Annotated in this window: 25 protein-coding genes and 1 pseudogene; 16 read left to right on the top strand and 10 right to left on the bottom strand. The window is 37.9% G+C overall.

Annotated elements, in window-relative coordinates; all coding sequences use genetic code 11:
- The first annotated feature begins 229 nt into the window (after positions 1–229).
- From WYK_RS07775 to WYK_RS07765, 3 genes are all read left to right on the top strand, one after another.
- On the top strand, positions 230–1,033 hold the full coding sequence (locus tag WYK_RS07775; protein WP_040373969.1) for a basic amino acid ABC transporter substrate-binding protein: 804 nt from the start codon (positions 230–232) through the stop codon (positions 1,031–1,033).
- Between the two features lie 64 nt (positions 1,034–1,097).
- Positions 1,098–1,754, top strand: a complete 657-nt coding sequence (locus tag WYK_RS07770; protein ID WP_040373968.1) for an amino acid ABC transporter permease — start codon at positions 1,098–1,100, stop codon at positions 1,752–1,754.
- Positions 1,751–2,473 (top strand): amino acid ABC transporter ATP-binding protein, encoded by a 723-nt coding sequence (locus WYK_RS07765; RefSeq protein WP_040373967.1) that lies wholly within the window; start codon positions 1,751–1,753, stop codon positions 2,471–2,473. Before WYK_RS07770 ends, WYK_RS07765 begins: the two co-directional genes overlap by 4 nt.
- A gap of 36 nt (positions 2,474–2,509) precedes the next feature.
- On the opposite strand, the gene WYK_RS07760 is transcribed toward WYK_RS07765, so the two are convergent.
- The 4 genes from WYK_RS07760 to WYK_RS07745 all read right to left on the bottom strand — a co-directional run bounded on the left by WYK_RS07760 (position 2,510) and on the right by WYK_RS07745 (position 5,139).
- Positions 2,510–2,881 (bottom strand): hypothetical protein, encoded by a 372-nt coding sequence (locus WYK_RS07760; protein ID WP_040373966.1) that lies wholly within the window; start codon positions 2,879–2,881, stop codon positions 2,510–2,512.
- A gap of 65 nt (positions 2,882–2,946) precedes the next feature.
- On the bottom strand, positions 2,947–3,465 hold the full coding sequence (locus WYK_RS07755) for an acyl-CoA thioesterase (protein WP_040373965.1): 519 nt from the start codon (positions 3,463–3,465) through the stop codon (positions 2,947–2,949).
- 216 nt (positions 3,466–3,681) lie between these two features.
- Positions 3,682–4,587 (bottom strand): cidABC operon transcriptional activator CidR, encoded by a 906-nt coding sequence (cidR, locus tag WYK_RS07750; protein ID WP_040373964.1) that lies wholly within the window; start codon positions 4,585–4,587, stop codon positions 3,682–3,684.
- 120 nt (positions 4,588–4,707) lie between these two features.
- The gene (locus WYK_RS07745; RefSeq protein WP_235782467.1) at positions 4,708–5,139 is read right to left on the bottom strand and encodes a universal stress protein; all 432 of its coding nucleotides are present in this window, start codon (positions 5,137–5,139) and stop codon (positions 4,708–4,710) included.
- A 317-nt stretch (positions 5,140–5,456) separates the two neighbouring features.
- Here WYK_RS07745 and WYK_RS07740 point away from each other — a divergent pair, with 317 nt between their 5' ends.
- From WYK_RS07740 to WYK_RS07720, 5 genes are all read left to right on the top strand, one after another.
- On the top strand, positions 5,457–6,029 hold the full coding sequence (locus WYK_RS07740) for a hypothetical protein (protein WP_040373963.1): 573 nt from the start codon (positions 5,457–5,459) through the stop codon (positions 6,027–6,029).
- A 103-nt stretch (positions 6,030–6,132) separates the two neighbouring features.
- Positions 6,133–7,038 (top strand): HD domain-containing phosphohydrolase, encoded by a 906-nt coding sequence (locus WYK_RS07735; RefSeq protein ID WP_040373962.1) that lies wholly within the window; start codon positions 6,133–6,135, stop codon positions 7,036–7,038.
- A gap of 227 nt (positions 7,039–7,265) precedes the next feature.
- On the top strand, positions 7,266–8,396 hold the full coding sequence (locus tag WYK_RS07730; RefSeq protein ID WP_040373972.1) for an acyl-CoA dehydrogenase family protein: 1,131 nt from the start codon (positions 7,266–7,268) through the stop codon (positions 8,394–8,396).
- 24 nt (positions 8,397–8,420) lie between these two features.
- Positions 8,421–9,572: a thiolase family protein gene (locus tag WYK_RS07725; RefSeq protein WP_040373961.1), complete on the top strand. Its 1,152-nt coding sequence runs from the start codon at positions 8,421–8,423 to the stop codon at positions 9,570–9,572.
- Positions 9,573–9,593: 21 nt separating this feature from the next.
- Positions 9,594–11,150 (top strand): fatty acid--CoA ligase, encoded by a 1,557-nt coding sequence (locus WYK_RS07720; protein ID WP_040373960.1) that lies wholly within the window; start codon positions 9,594–9,596, stop codon positions 11,148–11,150.
- Positions 11,151–11,375: 225 nt separating this feature from the next.
- On the opposite strand, the gene WYK_RS23875 is transcribed toward WYK_RS07720, so the two are convergent.
- From WYK_RS23875 to WYK_RS07715, 3 genes are all read right to left on the bottom strand, one after another.
- Positions 11,376–11,552 (bottom strand): YfhD family protein, encoded by a 177-nt coding sequence (locus tag WYK_RS23875; protein WP_081704815.1) that lies wholly within the window; start codon positions 11,550–11,552, stop codon positions 11,376–11,378.
- Positions 11,553–11,652: 100 nt separating this feature from the next.
- Positions 11,653–11,778: a YfhE family protein gene (locus WYK_RS23870; protein ID WP_081704814.1), complete on the bottom strand. Its 126-nt coding sequence runs from the start codon at positions 11,776–11,778 to the stop codon at positions 11,653–11,655.
- Between the two features lie 100 nt (positions 11,779–11,878).
- The gene (locus WYK_RS07715; protein WP_040373959.1) at positions 11,879–12,787 is read right to left on the bottom strand and encodes a TIGR01777 family oxidoreductase; all 909 of its coding nucleotides are present in this window, start codon (positions 12,785–12,787) and stop codon (positions 11,879–11,881) included.
- A 123-nt stretch (positions 12,788–12,910) separates the two neighbouring features.
- Between WYK_RS07715 and WYK_RS07710 the strand changes: the two genes are divergently transcribed.
- The 3 genes from WYK_RS07710 to WYK_RS07705 are packed head-to-tail and all read left to right on the top strand — an operon-like array spanning position 12,911 to position 14,090.
- Positions 12,911–13,474, top strand: coding sequence for a RecX family transcriptional regulator (locus WYK_RS07710; RefSeq protein ID WP_328286272.1), 564 nt, complete (start codon positions 12,911–12,913; stop codon positions 13,472–13,474).
- Positions 13,474–13,710, top strand: coding sequence for a regulatory protein RecX (locus tag WYK_RS26140; protein WP_412769696.1), 237 nt, complete (start codon positions 13,474–13,476; stop codon positions 13,708–13,710). The genes WYK_RS07710 and WYK_RS26140 overlap by 1 nt, the downstream gene beginning before the upstream one ends.
- 38 nt (positions 13,711–13,748) lie before the next feature.
- On the top strand, positions 13,749–14,090 hold the full coding sequence (locus tag WYK_RS07705; protein WP_040373958.1) for a YfhH family protein: 342 nt from the start codon (positions 13,749–13,751) through the stop codon (positions 14,088–14,090).
- Between the two features lie 25 nt (positions 14,091–14,115).
- Here the strand turns inward: WYK_RS07705 and WYK_RS07700 are convergent, their stop codons facing one another.
- Positions 14,116–14,271, bottom strand: coding sequence for a small, acid-soluble spore protein K (locus WYK_RS07700; RefSeq protein WP_040373957.1), 156 nt, complete (start codon positions 14,269–14,271; stop codon positions 14,116–14,118).
- A 117-nt stretch (positions 14,272–14,388) separates the two neighbouring features.
- Between WYK_RS07700 and WYK_RS07695 the strand changes: the two genes are divergently transcribed.
- The gene (locus WYK_RS07695; RefSeq protein ID WP_040373956.1) at positions 14,389–14,655 is read left to right on the top strand and encodes a YfhJ family protein; all 267 of its coding nucleotides are present in this window, start codon (positions 14,389–14,391) and stop codon (positions 14,653–14,655) included.
- 37 nt (positions 14,656–14,692) lie between these two features.
- Here the strand turns inward: WYK_RS07695 and WYK_RS07690 are convergent, their stop codons facing one another.
- Positions 14,693–15,676 carry a metal-dependent hydrolase gene (locus tag WYK_RS07690; protein WP_040373955.1) on the bottom strand — a complete coding sequence of 328 codons (984 nt, stop codon included), beginning with the start codon at positions 15,674–15,676 and terminating at the stop codon, positions 14,693–14,695.
- Positions 15,677–15,951: 275 nt separating this feature from the next.
- Here WYK_RS07690 and mutY point away from each other — a divergent pair, with 275 nt between their 5' ends.
- Positions 15,952–17,061 carry an A/G-specific adenine glycosylase gene (gene mutY / locus WYK_RS07685; protein WP_081704813.1) on the top strand — a complete coding sequence of 370 codons (1,110 nt, stop codon included), beginning with the start codon at positions 15,952–15,954 and terminating at the stop codon, positions 17,059–17,061.
- A gap of 202 nt (positions 17,062–17,263) precedes the next feature.
- Here the strand turns inward: mutY and WYK_RS07680 are convergent, their stop codons facing one another.
- Positions 17,264–17,488, bottom strand: a complete 225-nt coding sequence (locus WYK_RS07680) for a hypothetical protein (RefSeq protein ID WP_040373954.1) — start codon at positions 17,486–17,488, stop codon at positions 17,264–17,266.
- Between the two features lie 85 nt (positions 17,489–17,573).
- On the opposite strand from WYK_RS07680, the gene fabL reads away from it, so the two are divergent.
- The 3 genes and pseudogenes from fabL to WYK_RS07665 all read left to right on the top strand — a co-directional run.
- The gene (gene fabL / locus WYK_RS07675) at positions 17,574–18,323 is read left to right on the top strand and encodes an enoyl-[acyl-carrier-protein] reductase FabL (protein WP_040373953.1); all 750 of its coding nucleotides are present in this window, start codon (positions 17,574–17,576) and stop codon (positions 18,321–18,323) included.
- Positions 18,324–18,404: 81 nt separating this feature from the next.
- A pseudogene (locus tag WYK_RS25565) lies at positions 18,405–18,646 on the top strand (gamma-type small acid-soluble spore protein).
- 165 nt (positions 18,647–18,811) lie between these two features.
- Positions 18,812–19,047, top strand: a 236-nt coding sequence (locus tag WYK_RS07665) for a YgaB family protein (RefSeq protein ID WP_040373952.1), incomplete at its 3' end; no start/stop codon positions are given.

Here is a 19,047-nt window from a genome sequence, read left to right as displayed (position 1 = left end):
TTCTCTGCTTATTTTTTTTAGTAAAAAATTGTCGTCTTTCAAGTCTTAGAAAGTATATCTATGCCTTGAAAAATAAATAAGGGAGATGATCTTTTCTATCATTAACCAAACTTTAAAGGAATTTGTTGGAATTTTATTGAATATATAATCAAGAATGAGTATAATACCATTTAAGTAAAAAAAAGAATTTTCAGAATAATAATTTAATTATGAAGCCAGGGGGATCATTATGAAGAAGAGATTAGGGCTATTTTTAGGGATAGCGATTTCAAGTTTATTGCTTGTAACGGGATGTGGTAATTCGGAGAAATCTGGCTCTGAAGAAAAGGAAAAAACATTAAGGGTGGTGACCGATGCAGAGTATCCTCCTTTTGAATTTAGAGATAAAGGTAAACTCGTCGGTTTCGATGTTGATTTTATTGCGGCTGTTGCAAAAGAAGCGGGTTATAAGTCCGAGGTTGAGCATGTGGCCTGGGAGCCATTATTCGAAGAAATAAAAAGTAAGCGTGCTGATGCAGCTGTTTCAGCTGTTACCATTAATGATGAACGTAAACAAACGTATGATTTCTCTTTTCCATACTTTATTTCCACAAACAAAATTCTAGTTCCTAAGGATAGTGCTATTAAATCAGCAGAAGACCTTAAAGGGAAGAAAGTTGCTGTCCAAACGGGAACAACTGGACAAGCTGCAACGGAATCGATTGTAGGTAAAAACAATGAAAATATCAAGCAGTTTGAAAATAATAATTTAGCCATATTAGAGCTGAAAAGCGGGGGCGCCGATGCCGTAGTGGCTGATAATGCTGTAGTAGAAGAATATGCAAAAAACAATCCGGATGAGGGGTTTACTGTAGTGGAAGATGCAGTGTTTGAAAAAGAGTATTATGGTGTTTTATTTCCGAAAGATAGTAAGCTGATTGAAGAGTTTAATAAAGCAATTAACACGCTTTATGAAAATGGGACATATGCGAAAATTTATAAAGAGTGGTTTGGCACAGAGCCAGATATTGAAACATTAAAATCCCAGCAATAATATTCTGAATGCGTAGCTGCTGTTAATTGGTTACGCAGTTTTTTGGCTGAAAGGGAGGCGGACAATGGATTTTCGCTGGGATATCATTATGGAATATGCTCCCTATCTTTGGAAGGGGACTTTATTAACAATTGGCTTATCATTGATCAGTATTTTAATTGGGACAGTTTTAGGATTAGGTATTGGATTAGGGAAGATGATGAGAAATAAACTTCTATCCTTTCCATTTAAATGCTATATTGCTTTTTTTCGGGGAACACCTTTATTCGTGCAGATTCTTCTAATCCATTTAGGTGTAGTTCCCTTCTTTACAGGAGAAACAAATGGAGTAATTGCTACGATTATTGCTTTGTCTCTCAATGCTGGTGCTTATATTGCAGAGATTTTTCGAGCAGGAATTCAGTCAATCGATAAGGGGCAGATGGAAGGTGCTCGGTCATTAGGCATGACCCATGTGCAAGCCATGCGGTATGTTGTATTGCCGCAGGCATCGAAACGGATGATCCCGCCGCTCGGCAATGAATTTGTGGTACTCATTAAGGATTCATCACTTGCTGCGGTGATTGCTGCGCCTGAACTGATGTATTGGGGAAGAGCAATGGCGAGTCAATATTATCGAATTTGGGAACCTTATTTAGCCGCTGCAATTATCTATTTAATCTTAACCCTATCCATGAGCTTCTTATTAAATCGTTTAGAAAGAAGGCTTGAGACAGAATGATTAAAGTAGAAAATTTAAAAAAGACATTTGGCAAAAATGAGGTCTTAAAGGATATAAATGTTACGGTTTCTCCATCAGAGGTGGTCGTCGTGATTGGTCCATCAGGTTCAGGTAAATCAACTTTTTTACGATGTATTAATCAGTTAGAGACGATTACAGGTGGAAAGGTCTTTATAGAAGGTACAAATACAACCGATAAAAGTGTAAATATTAACGATATTCGTACAGAAGTAGGAATGGTTTTTCAACATTTTAATCTATTTCCCCATAAAAGTGTGCTCCAAAATGTAATGCTTGCTCCGTTAAAAGTAAGGAAAATATCAAAGGAAGAAGCCCGTTCAAGAGGGCTAGAACTACTGAAGAAGGTTGGGCTGTCTGATAAAGCGGAAGCCTATCCTAATTCCCTGTCGGGCGGCCAAAAGCAAAGGGTTGCTATTGCAAGGGCATTAGCCATGGAACCGAAAATCATGCTGTTTGATGAGCCAACATCAGCTCTAGATCCCGAAATGGTTGGCGAGGTATTAGAAGTTATGAAGCAGCTAGCGGCTGAGGGAATGACAATGGTAGTTGTTACACATGAAATGGGATTTGCTAAAGAAGTAGGCGATCGGGTTATATTTATGGATGAAGGGGTAATTGTAGAGGAAAATAGTCCAGTGGAATTATTTGAAAATCCACAGAATGAACGAACTAAATCATTTCTAAGTAAAGTTCTATAAATAAAAAAATCTCAGCTAATTCTGAGATTTTTTTGTTTACTTAATCACTAAAGCCCCAAGTAAAGATTCTGGACTCTTTCCGAGGATAAGTAGACTAAGTTTAGCATATCCAATTGATTGATAAGCAGCAAACAATTTCAGTACCTCTGCAGAATCAGGCATATCTTTAAATTTTTGAATTTCTTGTTGATATAAATCAAGAACGGAAGCGGGAACTAAGGACGGATAATACTGGCTAGAATCTTCATTCATTAAAAGAGACCCCATATAATGATATTTAAATTGTAGTGTACGAGTAAGATTAATAATGTGAATCAGTTTCTCAAAAGTAAGCGGATGTGCTAATTTAGAGGAATCTAATGCTTCTTTTGCCTTTATTAATTGCTCAGAGCTAGAAATCGTTATCATGTTTTATCCCCCTTCTTTTTAAAAAGCAAGACACAAAATGTGCCTTGCTTAGTCAATACCTCAGATTAATAATCCCAAGGCTTAGTTAATGGAATTTTTGAAGCAAGTTCTTTGCTTTTTTTCTTTCTTGCTTTACGAACTTCTGCACGTTCTTGTCCAGTGTTGAATAGAAGCTGTTCTTCTTCAGTTTCTGGCTCAACTTGTGGAACTTTAACAGGACGCTTGTCTTCTCCAAGAGCTACAAATGTTAAGAATGCTGTAGCTGCAATACGGCGTTCACCAGTCATCATATCTTCTGCAATAACTTTACAGAAGATTTCCATTGAGCTTGTACCTGTATAAGATACAAATGATTCAACACAGACAGAATCTGTTTGGTGAATCGGGCATAAGAAATCGATTGAATCTGTTGAAGCTGTTACACATTCTTTAACTCTTGAATGTCTACGTGCTGATAATGTAGCAACCGTATCAAGCTTACGCATTAATACGCCGCCAAAAAGAGTATTATAATTATTTAAATCACAAGTTAAAACTTGATCTGTATTAACAATTCTGCTTTCTTTTGCTTTTCTTGTATTCATGATATGTTCCTTTCCTGTTACATCATAGGTGAGGACTACTCAAGTGAGTAAAGTTCAAAAATCTTTTACACTAACTAGTTTACCCTCATCAGTAGGGTAAGTAAAATGGTTAAAATTTATACGGGGTATAGCTTTTATCTATGTAATTGCTTTCATGTATGAAAATTTTGAATATTAAAAGACGGCGCTTGTGTGAAGTGCGCCGTCTTTCATGGATTATAGCTTATTGACTTCACAACTATCAGGAGAAATGGTTTCAATCATAAAGCGAAGCCATTCTTTAGCCGCATAGGATAAGTATTGCTCTTTACGCCAAATAATACCCAAATTCCAATCTAGAGAGGGGTTCGTTATTTCTACTGCTTGAACTTGATTGGACAGCTGCTTGCAAATACTTTCTGGCAGCAGAGCAACTCCCATTTTACATGCAACTAATTCCTCAATAAAATCCCATCTTGAGCTCTCAGACATAATTCTAGGATTAAAGCCTGCTCGATTGCATGAAGAGATGATTAAATCGCGCAAAGCATATTCTTTATTAAACATGATGAAATTTTCATCTTTTAGGTCAGCTAAATGTACGCTTTGTTTGCTGGCGAAGGGATGTGTCGGATGTAGAATTAGTTTTAAATCTTCCTTTATAAAAGAAACGTGATGGAAGAGATTTGGATTGGTCGGTAACATGATGATTCCAATATCGAGGGAATCATCCGCAACTGATTCTTCAATCTTTTTTGAACCATCCTCGATAAGCTGGAAGGTAATGTTAGGGTACTTTTGGTGAAAGCGGCCAATTAGCTTTGGAAAGAAAGTGGAGTCAATAATCGGGGGTAAACCAATTCGGATATGTCCCTTTTTTAGTCCCAGAAGATTATCCATCTCGGTTTCAAGGTTATTAAATGCTTTATTAATTAACAGAGCTTGTTCATAAACAACTCTCCCTGCATCCGTAAGTGAAAGTTTTTTACCGGAGCGATCAAAGAGTTCGACACCAAGATCATTTTCTAGATTTTTAATCATCTTACTGATCGTAGGCTGAGTAATAAATAAATGATCGGCTGCACGAGTGAAACTATTATAGTTCGCTACCTCAATAAAATATTGTAAATGCTTGATATCCACTGTAGTTCCCTCGCTTCTCTATACACTAACCAATATTTTAACCGAATTAGTAGCTCTTTGTAAATGAGACAGAGTTGACACTAAAAAGAGCCTGGCGGCAGCCAGACTCGAATAGTTTTATTATTTCACTAGTAATACAGGTACAGGGGAGTTTTGGACAACATAGTGACTAACACTGCCGAGAAATTCCTTTATACCGCTAAGACCACGGCTGCCCATGACTATTAAATCACAATCGTGTCTTTTGGCTTCCTCAAGAATTGTATGAATAGAAGATCCTTCTCTTAAAAATACTTCTGTTTTGTTTGGAAGAACAGCCAGCTTCTCCTCAGCTTTTGCTAAGATTTCTTTTCCATAAACATGTATGGAATCTTTGATTTGAGCAATTAAATGGGCAGAAACAGCATAATTAGCAGGCATTGTGACAGAATGTACGACATATATTTCGATTTCAGGTTTTCCTTTTGCTAAATCAATTGCTTGTTCTAATGATTTAAGCGCTAAATCAGATTCATCAAAGGCAACTAAAATTTTGGTAAAGGTCATCTCCATCACCAGTCCTTTTATATAGACTTAATCTTTATAAATTAATTATACATTTTGGAACCGTCGAATGCTGTAGCTTCACCAAATTTATGGTAACTTTTTGTGTATTTTATACTAAATGGTATAAATAAAACAACTTTCTAACCGATACAAGAGATGTTGGATAGTGTATTTCTTCACTTTAACGTCTTTTTTTTTGTGTGAACTAGTCTAAAATACCTTTTTTTTTACAATATGTTCACATTATTAGTAAGAAAGATGTAGAAAAAATGAAGAAGCACAGTATACAATGGAAAAAAATACAAATATATAGGGGGATACCAATGTTTAAGAAAAGTGTAGCTATTTTATTCGCTCTTTTTCTCTCGTTTTCGTTCGGTTCGGGCGCTTTAGCAGCAGAAAATGGCGATACCCAAAAAGCTTTAGATTTAATAGACCAGGCAAATGTATTAATTGATGGAGAAATTGATAAGACAGTGGTAGAAGCAGACACCCTGCTTAATGCGTACATTAATGATATTAGTAAAGAAAAAGGAACAGCAAAATTAGGTTCTCTTTACTCAGAACAAATGAAGTATGAAGAAAAACTTCGTGCTGCAGAAGATGAAAGTAAAAAGACTGAGCTTAATCAAAAATTAGACAGCATCTCTTCTGAAATTGCACTTGTAGTTGAAAAGTTAAGCAAGGAATCAACATACTTCTCAGAGCGCACTGCACAGTATCAAAGTGAGCTAGATACATTAATTAATGTTTTAGATATCTTAACAAGACAAATGACAGCTGACACAATTGCTCAAGCTGCAGAACTAGGTGTAACTGCTGAATGTTCATGGAAATATGTAAAAATCGGTCATAAATGGGTGTGGATTGACCCTATTCAGGTGGTAGGGACATAATTTTACGTGTGAAATATTTACCTAATAAGGTATAATATACAACGAGTTCTAATTCGTAAGGATAAAGAACTCGTTTTTATATTGCTGTAAAAGGAGTTTAGATGTGGAAGGATTTAAATTATTTAAAAACGGTGCATTTGTCGAAAAAATCTATGAATATTCTAATCAGCTGTTTCTTTTAGCTCGCAATGATAATGTTGATATTATGCTGCAAACTGTTTATAAAGATAAATTATTTTATCTTTATCCTAGTGAAAACCCAGATGTAATGGAGTTTATATATATATTATCTGGCGAAATTGAATGTGAGCAAGATGGGCAAATAACTATTCTAGGTGCAAATGATTATTGCTCAGTAAAAGGATTAAAACAGCCTGTTTATTTTTTAGCTAACACTGATGTTACTTATTTATGGATTATTACCGAGCCAACTTTTCAACAAATTAGTACAGATAGAACTAGATTACAGAGTATGATTAGAAAAGTAGAAGAAAAGGACCCTTATACATTTAGACATAGTGAAAGAGTAACATTTTATGCGATCAAAATAGCAAAAAAGTTAAACCTTAAATCAGAAAGACTTCAGGATTTATATATTGCTTCAGAGCTACATGATATAGGGAAAATGAAAACGCCAATTGATATTCTGAACAAACCAGGAAAATTGACGAAAGAAGAGTTTAATATTATAAAAAAACATCCTGGTGATGGTGCCGACCTTGTATTAGACACAACTTATAACTACTTGGCGCCGATTATAGAACAGCATCATGAACGATTGAATGGCTCTGGGTATCCCCATGGTTTAAAAGAACATGAGATTCTGTTAGAAGCTAAAATTATAGCAGTTACAGATACTTATGACGCTATGACAGAAGACCGTTCATATCGTAAGGCCTTTACTCCACAATATGCAATGGAAGAAATAAAGCGGATGTCAGGCACGCACTATGATCCGGAAATTGTAGATGCTCTTGAGATTATCTTAAAAGAAGAAGGTATATTATGAGGATTACTTTCTTCGACAAATTTATATAGCTGAGCCCTCTAGCGCTTTAAATGCTAGCAGGGCTATTTTTATATTCCTTATATGGAATAAATAGGATGATAATTTTCTTGGAATTTGGTACTATTAGAGTCAAAGTAGTATGAAAAGCTGTCGGTCTTATATTTTTCAGCAGAATAGAAAGCGCTTACAATAATATGAAGGAGAATGATTGAGTGGAGCATCCGTATATGACAGAAGAACATCATTTATTTAGAAAATCCTTTCGAAAGTTCCTTGAGAAAGAAGCATATCCTTTTTATGATGAATGGGAAGAGAATCGAATCATCCCGCGAACATTTTGGGAGAAGATGGGCGAGCAAGGGTTTTTATGTCCTGATTTGGATGAGCAGTATGGCGGGTATAGCGCTGACTGGGGATATTCAGTGATTATCAATGAAGAATTAGAAAGAGTCGGCTCAGGTTTAGTCGGGATTGGGCTGCATAGTGATATTGTAGTTCCCTATTTATCTTCCTTTGGGACGAAGGAACAGAAGCAGCGCTGGCTGCCAGAATGTGCTGCAGGTAAATTGATTTCAGCCATTGCCATGACCGAACCAGGAACAGGATCTGATCTCGCTAATATCAAGACAACGGCTGTTCTTGATGGTGAGAACTATATCTTAAACGGTCAGAAAACGTTTATTACCAACGGTATTCATGCTGATTTAGTGATTGTGGCTTGTAAAACAGATCCGAATGCTGTTCCAAAACATAAGGGAGTTAGTCTGCTGGTTGTAGAGAGAGATGCGAAAGGTTTTTCACGGGGAAGAAAATTAAATAAGGTTGGATTACATAGTCAGGATACAGCAGAGCTTATTTTTGAAGATTGTATTGTTCCCAAACAGAATTTACTTGGTGAAGAGGGCAAAGGGTTTAGTTATTTAATGGAGAAGCTCCAGCAAGAGCGTCTAATCGTAGCTATTGATGCTCAAGTATCAGCAGAAGAAATGTTTAATGAAACAATGAAGTATGTGAAAAGCTGTGAAGCGTTTGGAAAGCCTATCAGTGAATTTCAAAATACGCAGTTTAAGATGGCTGAAATGGCAGCGGATATTGAAATGGGCCGCGTGTTTCTTGATCAATTAATTGCAAGGCATTTGGCGGAGGAGAACATCGTGACAAACGTTTCTATGGCTAAGTATAAACTTACGGAAACGGCGAGAAAGATTTCTATTGAGTGTATGCAGCTGCATGGTGGATACGGTTATATGGAGGAATACAAAATTGCGAGAAGATATCGTGATATTCCGGTGGCTAGTATCTATGCTGGAACGAACGAAATTATGAAAAAAATTATCGCTAAGAATATTGGCTTGTAAATTAGAAAGAAGGGGAGAGATTAGATGCGTGAAGTAGTGATTGTAGAAGGCTTAAGAACACCTGTAGGTAGAAGAAATGGGGTATTTAAGGACTATCGTCCAGATGATTTAGCTGCAGAAGTGTTAAAGGAACTCGTTAAGAGGACAGGAATTGATTCAGGAATGATAGAGGATGTCATTCTTGGCTGTGTTTCTCAATCCGGTGAACAAGCTGGAGATATCGCTAGGGTAGCAGCTTTGATAGCAGGATACCCGATTGAAGTACCTGGTACAACCATTGACCGCCAATGTGGGTCAAGTCAACAAGCCGTTCATTTTGCTGCGCAGGCAATTCTTGCTGGTGATATGGATGTCGTAGTTGCAGGTGGTGTAGAGAACATGTCAAGAGTTCCTATGGGTTCTAATTATCAAGGAGCTGACCGTAGTTCAAAGCTGAAGGAAAAATACGAACTAATCAATCAAGGTGTGTCTGCAGAACGAATTGCTGAAATGTATAATTTGACTCGTGAAGAGTGTGATCAGTTTTCAGTTGAGAGCCATCAAAAAGCATTGCGTGCTCAGAGTGAAGGATATTTTCAAAAAGAGATTATTCCAGTATCCGTCCTTAATGAAGATGGAGAAAGTATAGAAGTTACAGAGGATTCAGGACCAAGAAAGGGGACTTCGCTTGAAGTGCTGAGCGGGTTAAGAACGGTTTTTAAAGAAGACGGATTAATTCATGCCGGAAACTCAAGTCAGATTAGCGATGGTGCTGCGGCTTTATTGCTTATGGAACGGAGTAAGGCGGAAGAATTAGGCTTAAAGCCAAGGTTTAAGGTTCATACACGGGTAGTCGTCGGTTCGGATCCGACCTTAATGTTAACAGGGCCGATTCCAGCAACAGAGAAAGCTCTCCAAAAAAGCGGATTAACGATAGATGAGATAGATATCTTTGAAGTAAATGAAGCATTCGCACCAGTACCACTTGCTTGGTTGAAGGAAACAGGAGCGGATCCAGCAAAGCTTAATCCAAATGGGGGTGCAATCGCATTGGGTCATCCACTTGGAGGCAGCGGGGCACGTTTGATGGTATCTATGATGCACGAATTGGAACGTACAGGCGGCCGCTATGGTTTGCAAACCATGTGTGAAGGAAATGGCATGGCAAATGCTACGATTATCGAAAGGTTAAACTAAACTCGGTAAGGGGGAAGCTGAATGTCGGAAACAATCGGGCAGTTATTTGATCAGACAGTAGAAATATTTCCTAACAAGGAGGCAATATATGATGTGCGGAGAAACCGAAGGTACACCTATAGCGAGTGGAATGACCGGGTTAATGCCCTTATTAATGCCTTAGCGGCGGAAGGCGTGAGAAAAGGCGACCGGGTATCTACTTTTCTATTTAATAATGAAGAGCTGGCTACTACCTTCTTTGCCTGTGCTAAGATTGGTGCGGTCTTTAATCCAATTAACTTTCGATTACAGGCAGAAGAAGTCGGCTTCATTCTGGATGATGCACGCCCTAAAGTGGTTATATTTGAAGAAGCATTAGCCCCGGTTGTAGCGAGTGTGGAGAAACGTTTTCCAGAAACGGCCTTTTGGTATATTGATGAAGATGTACCTGAATATGCTGCAAGCTATCAGGAAAAAACAGATGCGGCACCTAGTTTTTATCCCCAAGAAGAGATAACAGCTGACGATTTATATGCCATTATGTATACGAGTGGAACCACAGGAAGGCCAAAAGGGGTTATGCATCTTCATAAAGATATGGTTTCTCAGAGTAGAATATTAATCGAAGCATTCAAGTATAGTGAAGAAGATATAGGGTTGATTACAGCACCGATGTTCCATTGTGCAGAATTGCATTGTGCGTTCCTTCCAAGGGTTCAGAAAGGAGCAAAGAATGTGATTCTCCATCAATTTAATGCCAAAAAGGTTCTTGAACTCATTGAACAAGAACAGATCAGCATTTTTTTTGCAGCCCCGACGATGTGGAATATGCTTCTTCAAGAGAATTTGTCTAACTACCAATTAGACAGTTTGATAAACGGTTTATACGGTGCAGCGCCAATGGCACCAAACCTTGTTCTTGCTTGTGAAGAGAAATTAGGGGTTTCCTTGAAACAAGCCTATGGAATGACAGAAATGGGCCCAGCCGTAACGCTGCTTTTGGCTGAGGATCAAATACGTAAAGCAGGATCTGCGGGGAAGGTTTGTCCTGAACATGAGTTAATTATTGTTCGACCTAATGAAGAAGGACCTTCTGAGCCGTCAGATGTTTTGTCTGCAGGTGAGACAGGAGAAATTCTGGTTAAAGGCCCTTGTATGATGAGCGGCTATTTTGAACGTAAAGAAGCAAGTGAAAAAGCACTCTATAAAGGCTGGTATCATTCAGGGGATATTGGATACCTTGATGAAGAAGGCTATCTCTATGTGAAAGACCGCGTGGATGATATGATCATATCCGGCGGTGAAAATGTGTATCCCAGGGAAGTTGAAGATACACTTTTTGGTCATGAAGGGGTACTAGATTGTGCTGTTATTGGTCAGCCAGACAGCCACTGGGGTGAAAAAGTGATTGCTTTTGTTGTAAGAAAGAATCCGGCACTAACGGAAGATGAATTAGAAGATTGGTGCAAAAACAGCGATACCTTAGCCAATTATAAACGCCCAAGAAACTATATCTTCTGTGAAGAGCTGCCGCGAAATGCGAGTGGTAAAGTTCAAAAGTTTATGCTCCGTAAACGTGTGGAAGACGTTAGTATTTAAAAATGTAATAAACTATCCACAAGCAAAACATTTGTAAATCCATGAATTTTCAGAATTATCCATATTGTCCACAGAGTTATCCATAATATACAAATAATTGCAGTGGATAAAAAGACAGACGTAAGTCTTTAGAACCAACAAACTCCAAACTTATCCACATTACACACAATCGTTAAGGTGTAAATGAAAGAAACCAGGTGCATAAGATGCCCTGGTTTCTTTCGTTTATTTCTTTGCACGTTCGTCCGCGGCTTTGGAACGTTGTTGAGCAATAATGTCATCCCGATCAGCTAGTTCTTGAGAAAATTCAATGTCATGTCCATCACTCTTCATACTTGTTGGATCTTTGAGCAATTTCTGTGTATTCTCAATTCGCTCTAAGTGTATTTTGTTTTGTCCCATTCGACAACACCCCAAACAAGAATTTGAAATGATTGAATCATCTCATCTTCAATTTCTCCAAAATTGTAGGGTTTTATCACAGGGAATTAAAACCAAGATTTTAGCGGCGTCCTTTTTTCTCGGTAAATCCTCCAGCACGGTCTGCCTTTCTAAATTCGCGATCATAAAGTACAGATTGAGTTGAGTTTAAGGAATTTTTCATCTTATCACGCTTTTTGCTGTCCATCTTTTCATCTCCTTATGTGAGCTAGTCCTAGTAAAAAATTGAATCGGGATGTCTTTCTATTCCTATTTTTTCCACAGGCTGGATAATCATACTCACTTTATTATTTTTTTAGTAAATCATTTAAGGCCACGTTCAATGTGGCGTAGCGGAAGGGATAATGAGACTTTTCTAGTACTTGTGGGTGCACCTTTTGTCCTTCCAGCACGAGAATACTCATTTCTCCTAAGACGACTTTTAGTACAAAAGCTGGTACTGGAAACCAGTGAGGTCGATTGATTGTTTTACTGATGGAATGGCCAAATTCCCTCATTGTTACTTGTTGTGGTGCAGTAAAGTTCACAGGTCCAGAGATTTCAGAATGATGAATACAAAATAAAATTGCTCCTGCAACGTCTTGAATATGTATCCATGAGAGTATTTGGCTGCCGTTTCCAATAGTTCCACCGGCAAATAACTTGTAAGGCAGTACTATTGTCGGCAGCGCACCTTGCGTTTGACCAAGTATCAGTCCAAATCTGGTAAAGACAACTCGGTGGCTGAAAGCACGTGCTTTCCGAGCCTCCTTCTCCCAGAGTTGAACGGTTCGAGAGAGAAAATCTTTTGCTGTTGTTTCATTATCTTCAGTAAAAGTACCTTGTTCTGAAGTACCATAATAACCAATTGCACTCGCATTAATAACTAAACTTATCTTCTGTTCTAAGGTTCCTAATATCCGATTCATTTCCTTAGTTGTTTCAATACGGCTTTCTACAATTCTCCGTTTTCTATTCTTTGTCCAGCGCCCGCTGTTTAATGATTCTCCTGCGAGATTAATAAATATATCAAGCCCTTTAAGATTTTTCTCTGGTACGGCATCTTTATTAAGCCATTTTATATAATGAAGATTTTTTGTCTGAGTGTATTTTTCCGGGTTACGAGTCAATATATAAAGGTCATGTTCTTCTTTAAGCAAAGCGTCTATAAGAGCAGTTCCGACAAAACCGCTGCCGCCTGCAATAGCAATTTTCACGCGCCATCACTCCTTTATTTGGTAGTAGTTTACTATCATTGATGTTCTATGTCATTTAATTCGATTTAAATCAAGATAACCCTTCTTTAGAATGTGGTAGAGTATCAGTAGGAGGTGATGTTGATGGCAGTCATTTCAAGAATTTCAGTCCAAAAAAAGAGGCTGGACCGATATAATATCTTTATTGCTGATAAATATGCCTTTAGTGTAGACGAAGAGGTTTTAATAAAGTTCGATTTAAAAAAAGGTAAAGAATTAGATGAATTCGATCTTGCAGATATTCAAATGCATGATGATATTCAAAAAGCTTTTACGCAGTCTTTACATTATTTATCCCATCGAATGCGTTCAGAATCTGAAGTACGCATGTATTTACGAAAAAAAGAAGTGGATGATGCGATAATTCAAGAGGCTATTCATAAGCTTTATCATTATAAATATCTGGATGATCTTGAATTTGCCCGCGCATTTGTTAGAACACATGCGAATGGGGGAAATAAGGGCCCCATCGTGATTCGCCAGGAATTAAAGGAAAAAGGAATTAGTGAGAAGCTGATTGAAAAGGCTATCCTTGAATACCCGATTGATCTTCAAATTGAACATGCTAAACAGCAGGCAGAGAAATCAATAAAAAAGAAAAAAACCTATCTGAGCGATCCCTACAGCAGAAGCTGGATCAAGTGTTAATGCGAAAGGGCTATCCTAGAGATATTATTGTCGCGGCATTGCAAGAGGTTACCGTTGAAAAGGATAGCGAAGAAGAATGGAATTCATTAATTTATCATGGAGAGAAATTAGAACGGCGTTACAAGGCTTACCAGGGCTTTGAATACGAACAGAAGATGAAACAAGCTTTATTCCGGAAAGGCTTCCCAATGGAGCTGATTTCGAGGTATTTAGACAGAGATGAGTACTTTGAATAACGTATTGTGCTATATTTTAAAAATGAGGTGAAGAATGAATGGAAGAGAAGAGATACAGTCAGTTGACACGATATGAACTGCAGCAGGAAATTGCAGGTCTTCATGAAAAAGCACGTAAAGCAGAACAGCTCGGAATGGTGAATGAATATGCTGTACTTGAACGTAAAGCCATAATGGCTAAATCATATTTACTTAATCCCGATGACTTTAAGCCAGGAGAGATTTATCAGATTGATGGTGACCCTGGTGCTTACTATAAGATTGAATACTTAAATGGAATTTTTGCTTGGGGTTACCGGTTAAGCGGGGGAAGAAATGAAGAAGCCTTACCTATTTCTATGCTGGTTGCTATGAAAGAATTAAAAGAAGCCCAGGAATAATACTGGACTTCGACTAAAACTAAACCTATTCTGTTCTTTCATTTGAAGCTTTCATTCGTTCTTGTGGATGAGTATTGGTTGATCCATCTGCCCGTTTAGAAGCATAGGCTGGTTTAGCTCGAGGCTCACCTTCGAATTTATTAGTGGATTGATTAGGGAAGTTTTTAGCTTTATTCCTCATGGATTACATCCTCTCACGTTTTTAAGTTCTTTGTTTGTACTATTAGTATAAGCAGTAGAGTGGCAACTATGAGAAAAACCGAAGGAAAAATACTGGAAAGACGGAAGGAGGATTATTGTGAATGACTACCAAGAAAGACTGACCAAACGATTATTGGACATAAATGATCACGTATCCTATCAACAGGCATTAACTTGGGTTGAACTCTTATGGGAAGATTTTGAAGCTACTTATGCAAAAGCAGGTTATAAATACGCAGGTGAAGAAATGACATCAAGGGTCGTTTTGCAATGGATTGATAATCATGGGAAAAGTCTTCACGAGTTCTTAGCCAATAACCCTAAATATGAACACTTATTGAAGCAGCAGGACAAATTTCATTAAAAATGAAAAACAGGGCTGAATCAATGGATTCAGCCCATTAAAATGGGATCAAATTGAGTTTCTTTCGCAGTTTCGCTTCACTGAATATCCAGCCTGTAAATGAGTTTTTAATAGTTAAATCATTACGGTCAAGATGCACCACTGCAACGAATGGATAAAAGCCATTACTACGATAGCGCAAATCGATAAAACGAACTTCAACATAATCCTCTAGCATTTCTATTTCCCAACGGTATACTGGTGAAAACGACAGAAAAGCAGCCAAGTTAATATCGGCCTTAGCAGCATGAAGAATCTCGCTTTTAGGCAATGGAATACGATCGAATGTATCGAGTATAGTCACATAGCCATTTTCTGAAACGGCCACGTAATAATGCTTTTCACTTGTTACAGCAATTCTCCATCGATGATAGCGCATCGTCGGTGAAAGAGTAATCTTCCGTGCGTCGGGAATTTGCTGACGGACAGCGCGTTTAACAAGAGATTGTTCTCGAAAACGAGCAATATAGTAAATGAAAATAAACAAATACATGGTCAAAAATGTGTAAGTGGGCGGGAATCCAAAGCCCCATAATGTTAATCCGGCAACATGAATGCCAAAGATAAAGGGATCAAAGGTATTAATTACCCCAAGAGCCACCCAACGAGAAGAAATCGGCCTCAATGCCTGCGTCCCATATGCGTTAAATATATCCACAAAAACATGGAGAAAGACAGCCAGAAATGTCCATAGCCAAAGATGGAGCAGATTTGATTCCGGAAGTAAAACAAAAATGAAACCAGAAATTAGAAGCGGCCAAAGTAATACAGCCGGAAGGGAATGAGTAATTCCCCGATGATTACGTATATAAACAGCATTATTTTTTAATTTTAGAATTGTATCAATATCGGGCGCTTGTGATCCGAGAATGGTTCCCAGCATCACTGCCTGTGCAGTAACAGAACTATCTGTGATAACAGGGTCTATGGCAGCAAGCCCTCCAAGTGCAATTCCCATAACAAAGTGAGTGCCAGTATCCAAAAAGAAATAACCCCCTTATCTTGCAGAATTCAACATGTTTCAACAATAATCATATCGCACTATGAAAAACAAACCAAATTAAATTATTATGAAATATTTTGTCCTTGAATTACACTTAATACAAATACACTAAAAATATATATCACCTTACTGCGATCCAGCTCATTAAGGAAGCAGTAATTCTCCCTATTTCCTTCGTGAGCTAAAAGGACAGCTTCAGCTTTTCTTTATTATTCCCTATTATGTGGTTAGTTTAACTTCTTGGAGGCAAAAATGTGAATGATCTAGAGTTTTTTTATGCAAAAAAAATAAATATAGCTGAATTTCAGAACGATTTGATATCTTGGTTTGAGCGTGAACAGCGTGATTTACCTTGGCGGAAGAATAAAGATCCTTATCGAGTTTGGGTTTCAGAAATTATGCTTCAGCAGACACGTGTTGATACGGTTATTCCTTTTTATAATCGGTTTATGGAGTGGTTTCCTACTCTTGAGGAGTTTGCAGATGCAGAAGAAGAACGAATTTTAAAGGCATGGGAAGGGTTAGGGTATTATTCGCGGGTTCGTAATCTTCAGACTGCAGCCCGAGAAGTGAGAGCAGCCTATAATGGCGAGGTTCCTGATACTCCAGAAGAAATTGCAAAATTAAAAGGGGTAGGTCCTTATACTGCCGGAGCCATCTTAAGCATAGCTTACGGGAAACCTGAGCCCGCTGTAGATGGTAATGTGATGAGGGTTCTGTCGAGAATTTTATTAATTAAAGAAGACATCGCTAAGCCGAAGACTCGTAAAGTTTTTGAAGCAGCGGTTCGCGAGTTGATTGATCATGATAATCCGTCATTCTTTAATCAAGCTTTGATGGAACTAGGGGCATTAATATGTAAGCCAAGTAATCCAGCGTGTTTACTATGTCCTGTACAGCAGCATTGTCAAGCATTTGAAGAGGGTGTACAAACTGAATTGCCCATTAAGATTAAAGTGAAAAAGAGCCGTACTATTCCACTCGTGTCAGCCATTATTACTAATGAGAAGGGCGAATACCTGATCCATAAACGTCCGAGCGAAGGTTTGTTAGCTAATCTATGGGAATTTCCTAATTTCGAGATTCATACATCGTTGCTTCCAAAACGAGAATTTTTCCAAGCAGAATTCAAAGCCTTGCTTGGGGTAATTCCAGTCATTCAACAACATATTACCAAAATTGATCACGTTTTTTCTCATCTTGTTTGGAATGTCGATACTTTTGCAGGGATGATTGATACGGAAATCGATGGAAGAAAATTAGCTGAAAATCATTATAAGTGGGTAAATACAGTGGAACTTGAAGAATTAGCGTTTCCGGTATCACATCAAAAAATGCTAAAAGCATATTTAGAACAAAGATAAAGCCTTTTGCAAGGTTTTATCTTTTTTTAGAAATACAGACATTGACCCCAAAGGCAGCTTAAGAACTTTACTATTTCACCTCTATTTTGTGCAGACCCAAGAGTGAGCTGACATTGTTCGGAAGCTGCCAGGTAAATCTAGACATAAAAAAGACTGTCGAGGATTCGACAGTCTTAGCATAGCTTGAGATTCGCGGCGTAAGTTAATCACCGCTTACAACTGTACCATGGGTGTAATCTGCTTCTTGTCGTTCAAGCCCTCCACGGTTTTCAATTTCTTTAACTATTTCTTTATGAATGCTCTGTCCTTCTTGATTCAAATAGGGTACCATTTGTTGGAGGGAATGATGAAAGTAAGCGAGCTCACTTTTATCCCATTCTGATTTGGGCATCATGGATAATTCCGTCATGTCACGTCCTACATACATACGTACCACTCCATTTCTTTTTTCTTATTTTTTACAATAATCGATTCTTTATACTTGGTTTTCCACTATGAAAGGATGAGTAAACATGGAACAAAAAGTTGCCTTAGTAACAGGAAGCTCTAAAGGACTTGGTAAAAGAACTGCAATCAAGCTGGCAGAAGAAGGCTATGATTTAGTCATCAATTATGCACGTAGCAAAACGAAGGCGTTAGAGGTGGCTGCAGAAATTGAGGCACTTGGGAGAAAAGCCCTCGTAGTCAAAGCAAATGTGGGTGATGTGACCAAAATAAAAGCTATGTTTGAACAAATTGATGAAGTGTATGGAAGACTGGATGTATTAGTTAATAATGCGGCTTCTGGAGTTCAGCGTCCTTTAATGGAGCTTGAGGAATCACATTGGGATTGGACAATGGATATTAACGGTAAGGCATTTTTATTTTGTGCTCAAGAAGCAGCTAAGCTGATGGAACGCAATGGCGGCGGTAAAATAGTTGGAATTAGTTCACTAGGATCTATTCGTTATCTTGAAAACTATACGGCGGTTGGAGTTTCTAAGGCTGCGCTCGAAGCGTTAACTCGTTATTTAGCTGTGGAGCTTTCGAAGATGAATATTTGTGTAAATGCAGTGTCTGGCGGAGTGATTGATACAGATGCACTAAAGTCCTTCCCAAATCGCGCTGAAATGCTTGCTGAAGCAGCTTTACAAACACCAGCAGGGCGAATGGTTGAGGTAGAAGATATGGTTAATACAATTATGTTCCTATTATCTGATGAATCCAGTATGATTCGCGGTCAAACATTAATTGTCGATGGTGGAATTTCGCTGTTGGTTTAACGTATACCAATATTTAACAAAAATAAAAAGCATATGTTTTCACACTTCAGGTAATCTTAATTAGCGTGGAGGTGATTTCAAATGGCTAAGAAAACAAAATCAGGTACTGATATCGGACAAGTACAAAAACAAAACGCAGGCCAATATGGGACTGAGTTTGCGAGTCAAACTAATGCTCAAGAAGTAAAAAGCCAAAACCAAAAAGCAGCTAATTCAAGTCAATCAAGCCAAGGGCAATATGGCACTGAATTTGCAAGTCAGACTGATGTCCAAAAAGTAAAAAACAAAACCAACAAGCTGAATCAAATAAAGGCCAATCATAAACTGAATGGGTTGAAAGGGCATCCTTTTACAGGATGTCCTTTTTGCTGTTCTATTCATCCTTCGACAAAGGTTCTATTCACTCTACAATATCTCTTAAAGGAAATTTCGATGAATAAAAGAATACATAGCTAAGAGGAAAATAAAATGTTTGTGAGGTGCGGGGAATGGAAGAATTTGATCGATTGATTAATGAACAACTTAAGACAATGGATAAACTCTTGCTTCTGCAGTCTGAAATTGAAAAATGTCAGGAAATTGAACAGCAGTTATATGCACTGCAGGAATTTAAACAAATCCAGTCAATTGGTGAAGAAGTGCAACGAATGAAAAAAGAACTTTCGAGTATTCAACATATATTTGAACAGCAAACAGAAGATGTCATTCGTTATTATCAAGAAAG

Origin of the sequence: Peribacillus psychrosaccharolyticus ATCC 23296, assembly GCF_000305495.1 — a bacterium.
Taxonomy (GTDB): domain Bacteria; phylum Bacillota; class Bacilli; order Bacillales; family DSM-1321; genus Peribacillus; species Peribacillus psychrosaccharolyticus.
The sequence above is the reverse complement of the archived record's forward strand: the minus strand, read 5'-3'. Positions and strand labels throughout refer to the sequence as shown.